The sequence below is a fragment of the Paraburkholderia sp. genome (assembly GCF_034668105.1).
Taxonomy (GTDB): domain Bacteria; phylum Pseudomonadota; class Gammaproteobacteria; order Burkholderiales; family Burkholderiaceae; genus Paraburkholderia.
In genome coordinates this window covers 1-4,123 of record NZ_JAXDPY010000684.1, presented here as the reverse complement: position 1 = coordinate 4,123, position 4,123 = coordinate 1, and the positions used below count along the sequence as shown (strand labels likewise).

Below are 4,123 nucleotides of genomic sequence, written 5' to 3'. Positions count from 1 at the left end.
CGAAGCCATGGTCTGCTGAAGCTTCCTGGCACGCTCTTCATGCCCAATGCGCAGCTTCGCGGCCCACTGCCGGTCCACTTCGGAAACCCGGTTGCCGGCCTGTTCGACCATCGCACGCAACGTCTCGGCAGGCGACGCCAGAATCTCGACCGCGCCGCGACGATTGTCGCGCATCTCCGCCGGAGTATCGCTGATGCGGACAAATTTTGCCGATTGGAACACGGCCGGCGAGCCGTAAGCGAGCTGGAAGTCGAGGCGTCGGCCGATTGTCAAAATGACGTCGGCGTCGCCCATGACGGTGCCGCGCATCGCTCCAACGACGGAGGGATGACTGTCGGGCACGAGGCCTCGACTTTCGCCCGTATCGAGGTACACGGCACCTAATCTGTCGAGGAGTGCAATCAGCTCCGGTCCCGCGCCGTGGGCGCCACGACCGGAAATCACCAGCACACGGCGCGCCGACCAAAGCAGCTCAACCGCCCTGGAGACCTGCACCGGATCGGGAAGCGTAACCGTACGGGGCTTGGCGCAGAGATGCTCTTCGAGCTGCACGGACTTTGGTACAATTCCGCGCAGCGTATCGGTCGGAAAGTCGATGTAGGACGGACCGGGCTCGCCTCCCTCGCCGAACGCGCGCGCGATCGCTTCGTCGAGTTCCTGCAGCACCAGCGACGGTTCGCGCACCGTGCGTGCGTAGCGCGTGATGGATCGCACCAACTGCGTGTGATCCATATCCTGCAGACCGCCGCGGTTTTCCTGCGGACGCGGATTGCCGCCCGAAATCACCAATATCGGCGCGCGAGAAACATGCGCGTTCGCAATGCCCGTAATGGCATTGGTCATCCCCGGGCCCGCGGTAACCAGCGCGACCCCGAGTTCGCCGGTCAATTCCGCATGGGCCTGCGCCATGTGCACAGCCGCGCGTTCGTCACGGACATCAATGATACGAATTCCTTCCGCGTCGAGCTGCATCCAGATCGGCATGATATGCCCGCCACAGAGCGCGAACACGCGCTTGACGCCGCGTTGCTTCAAAAGGCGCGCGATCAGGGCGGCCGCGCTATCGGGGGATAATTTCATCATACAACTCCGGTTTTGTTAAACACTTTGGTACGTCATACGTGCGCCAGCCACGCAACGAGCAATGAAACGGTCAAGACGGCAAACACATGCGAGACGAGAATCGAACCCGAGGTCTCGCCAGCCTCGAGCCCGTAGAGTTTCGCGATCGTGAATGGTCCCGATCCGATGGGAAGCGCGCTCAAGATCACGGCCGAATGGGACCATAGAGGCGGCATCGTAAAGACGTAGAAGGCCAGCAACGCCGTAATGGCAGGCTGCAGGATCAATTTCAGCGCGACGAGTATGCCGATCGACACTGCGTCGTGACTGACCACACGCTCCTGCGCGAGGAACAAGCCGATGCAAACCAGCGCCACTGGCGAAGCGGCCCCGCCAAGCAATGTGGTAAAGCTCTCGAACGGCCCAGGTATTTTCAAGCCACTCAGACCGATACAGAGCCCCGCGACTGGCGCGATCAAGAGCGGGCTGGTGAACAGCGACCGAGCGACCCTGGCCCCGGTCGACCACAAATTGCCTCCCTTTTGCAGATCGATCTCGACGATGACGACGGCGAACAGGAAGAGGACGCAGGCTGTAACCAGGGTCGCGATAATCGAGGCCGGTGCACTCTCCGGCCCGAACACCAGAAGGCACATCGGAATTCCCATGAAGCCGACATTGCTGTAGCCGGCATCCAGGCCCTCGATGCTGGCGCTGGCGACGCGTCGCCCCCGGGCGCGGCTGATCGCAAAGGCGACCGCGAAGGTGATCGAAAAACCGCCGCAGAACGCCGCAACGAAGCCGAGCTGATGCACTTGATCCGGGGTGATCTTCGACATCGCTACGAACATCAGCGAGGGTAACGCCAGGTAGACCGCAAAGCGATTCAGGTTGTCGGTCGCCGTTTTGTCGAACGCGCCGAAATAGCCGCAGATGAACCCGGTCAGGATCAACGCGAAGATCGGCAGCGCGGAATTCAGTACGGCGGTCATGTGATCCAGAGTGCCCCAACATGTTTCAGAAATCCCCGCTTACCTGTTCACCGCGAGAAACGCACCTTTAACTCACGATGCAGCACCTTGCCCGTGGCGTTGCGCGGCATTTCGTTTTCGGCGAGAAACGCGTAAGAGCGCGGACGCTTGTAGCCGGCCAGGCGTTCCTTCGACCATTCCACGAGATCACTCTCCGTCAGAGCAGCGCCTTCGTGGAGCACGATCACTGCGTGAACCCGCTCGCCCCATTTTTCATCGGGGAGACCGATCACGGCGACATCCTTGACCTGCGGATGCGCGCCGACCAGCGCCTCGACTTCGGACGGATAGATGTTCTCGCCGCCCGAAATAATCATGTTGCTCTTGCGGTCGGACAGATGGATGTAGCCTTCTGAATCCCGCCGGGCCATGTCGCCGACCGTGCAATAGTCGCCGCGGAATGATTCTTTGGTCTTTTCCGGCAGCCGCCAGTAGCCATCGAAGGTATGGGCGTTGCAGGAGAAGAGTTCGCCGGATGCGCCGTCCGGGACCTCGTTGCCCGCTTCGTCCAGAATCCTGATCGGCGCCGCGCCGACGCACTCACGCCCAACCGAGCCAAGCTTGGTGAATTGCTCGTGCGGATGAAGCATCGTCACCCAGCCGGTCTCGGTCGCACCATAGAGCTCAAACAGGCCGGAGTTCGGAAACATCTGCATCACCTGGCGCTTGGTCTCCGGACGCGCCGGCGCGGATGAAATCATCAACTTGGTCACCTGGTCGAAATTGTATTTTCCGCGCACCGCATCGGACAATCCGAGCATCATGATGTAGTGGGTTGGTACGAGCGATGTGAACGTCGAGCCGCCCTCGGCCAGGGTCCGTACAAAATGCTCCGGGTCAAAGCTCTTGCGGGAATAGATCGAGTTCACGCCCCCGCAGTAACCGAATGCGCCGAAGAAATTGAGCGAGTTGGCGTGACACATCGGCATCACGAGCAGGGCGCCGTCGTGGCGATGCAGCCCAAGCTCGATCTCGGTGACCATCGAGAGCAGAACGCCGCTACGGTGGCTTCTTACCACCCCCTTGGGATTGCCCGTGGTGCCTGAGGTGTACATCAGCGTCCACGGGTCGGACAATGCAACATTCTGCCCGGGTTCGGCGCTGCTGCCGGCGGCGAGCAAGTCTTCATAAGCGCGATAGCCGGCGGGACACGAACGCGTGCCGAAATGGACGAAGCGACCGGGCTTGATCGGCAAATCCTCGCGAACGTCTTCGATCATGCCGACAAGTTCGTCCTGCACGATAACGGCGGAGGCCTCGGCATTCTCGACGATGAACTGGATTTCCTTGCCGATCAGGCGAAAGTTGATCGGCAGCGCGACGAGTCCGGCCTTCGCGGTGGCCGCAAAGATCTCGCACCATTCGACGCAGTTATAGGCCAGGATCGCGACGCGATCGCCCTTGGACAGGCCGAGGCCGAGCAGAGCGTTGGCGAGGCGGCATGCGCGGTCGTTCCACTGGGAGAAAGTCATCGAACGTTCGAGGTCCCTGGCGCCGACGCGATCCGGCGATAGCCGCGCATGGACCGAGAGCATCTGTCCGAAATTCAGGAGGTCCTTCACTTTGCACTCCTCTGGGTTGAAGCCACGTGACTGGTTCAGCGCAAAAGCCCGATCGAAATCCACGGAACAGCGGCGATAATGATGGTGCCGATCAGCAGCGCCAGCATGTAGCCGAGCATCGGCTTGATGCCTTCATCGGGGTGAATGCGGCTGATTGCGCAGGCGGCGTAGTAGCCGACGCCGAACGGCGGAGCGAACAGGCCGATACCCATCGCCAGGATGACCACCATGGCGTAGTGCACTTCATGCACGCCGACTTGCTTGGCGATTGGAAACAGCAGCGGACCAAACAGCACGATTGCGGGAATGCCTTCGAGCACGCTTCCCAGAACGATGAAGGCGACGATCGTCACCGCGAGGAACATCGGTGCACCGCCCGGCAAGCCGGTCATGAACGCCGCGAGTGATGTTGAAAAGCCAGATTGCGTCAGCGCCCACGCCATCCCGGTCGCAGCGCCAATGATGAGC

The 4,123-nt window shown here is 61.2% G+C and carries 4 protein-coding genes; all 4 read right to left on the bottom strand.

Going from position 1 to position 4,123, the window contains the following annotated elements; translation table 11 throughout:
* Positions 1–1,080: thiamine pyrophosphate-binding protein (locus tag QOC89_RS30115; protein ID WP_323048376.1), on the bottom strand; the 1,080-nt coding region annotated here is incomplete at its 3' end.
* Positions 1,081–1,115: 35 nt separating this feature from the next.
* On the bottom strand, positions 1,116–2,054 hold the full coding sequence (locus QOC89_RS30110) for an AEC family transporter (RefSeq protein WP_323048375.1): 939 nt from the start codon (positions 2,052–2,054) through the stop codon (positions 1,116–1,118).
* A 47-nt stretch (positions 2,055–2,101) separates the two neighbouring features.
* Positions 2,102–3,718: a class I adenylate-forming enzyme family protein gene (locus tag QOC89_RS30105; protein WP_323048374.1), complete on the bottom strand. Its 1,617-nt coding sequence runs from the start codon at positions 3,716–3,718 to the stop codon at positions 2,102–2,104.
* A partial coding sequence (locus QOC89_RS30100) for a TRAP transporter large permease subunit (protein WP_323048373.1) occupies positions 3,691–4,123 on the bottom strand: 433 nt, incomplete at its 5' end. The genes QOC89_RS30100 and QOC89_RS30105, both read right to left, overlap by 28 nt.